Raw genomic sequence first — 837 nt, forward strand, 5'->3', positions numbered from 1 at the left:
CTCTACGTCTCGGCCATCTCCATCATCATCGCCTCCCTGATCGCCATACTGGGTGCCGTAGCCAAGCTGTCCACCAACGGCTTCGCCTACGCCATCGCAAGCTTCTACACTTCGTTCTTTCGCGGCCTGCCGCTCCTGATGCAGGTTTATCTGATCTATCTCGGCCTGCCGCAACTGGGCTTCGTGGTCGGTGCGGTTCCCGCCGGCATCCTGGCGCTCTCGCTGTGCTACGGCGCCTACATGACCGAAATTTTCCGATCGGGAATCCAGAGCATCGACCGTGGTCAATGGGAAGCATCGCGCTCGATGGGTTTTGGCTTTTCGTTGACCATGCGCCGGATCATACTGCCGCAGGCGCTTCCGGTCATCATTCCGCCGACCGGCAACCAGTTCATTTCCATGCTCAAGGACAGTTCGCTGGTCTCGGTCATCGGCGTCTGGGAACTGATGTTCCTTGCCCGCACGCTGGGTCAGAAGACCTTCCAGCACATGGAGATGCTGATTTCGGCGTCTCTCATCTACTGGATGCTGTCGATCTGCCTCGAGCTGATCCAGTCCCGCATCGAACGACACTATGCCAGGAGCAAGGTGCGATGAGCGCTCAAGCCATCATTGAAGCCAGAGCCGTCTCCAAATGGTACGGCCAGTTCCATGCCCTGAAGGACATCAATCTGACGGTCCACAAAGGCGAACGCATCGTCATCTGTGGTCCGTCCGGCTCCGGAAAGTCGACACTGATCCGCTGCTTCAATCGCCTCGAATCGCATCAGGAGGGCGACATCGCCGTCAACGGCATCCATCTTCACCCAAAGATGAAGAACGTCGCCGACGTGCGCA

2 protein-coding genes are annotated in these 837 nt (G+C 58.2%); both read left to right on the top strand.

Going from position 1 to position 837, the window contains the following annotated elements; all coding sequences use genetic code 11:
• Positions 1-597 (top strand): amino acid ABC transporter permease (locus tag EN884_RS37400; RefSeq protein WP_164895485.1); only part of this gene is annotated, 597 nt, incomplete at its 5' end.
• Positions 594-837, top strand: a 244-nt coding sequence (locus EN884_RS37405) for an ATP-binding cassette domain-containing protein (protein ID WP_164895486.1), incomplete at its 3' end; no start/stop codon positions are given. The genes EN884_RS37400 and EN884_RS37405, both read left to right, overlap by 4 nt.

This window comes from Mesorhizobium sp. M7A.F.Ca.AU.001.01.1.1, from assembly GCF_004022735.1.
In the GTDB taxonomy this organism is placed as follows: domain Bacteria; phylum Pseudomonadota; class Alphaproteobacteria; order Rhizobiales; family Rhizobiaceae; genus Mesorhizobium; species Mesorhizobium ciceri.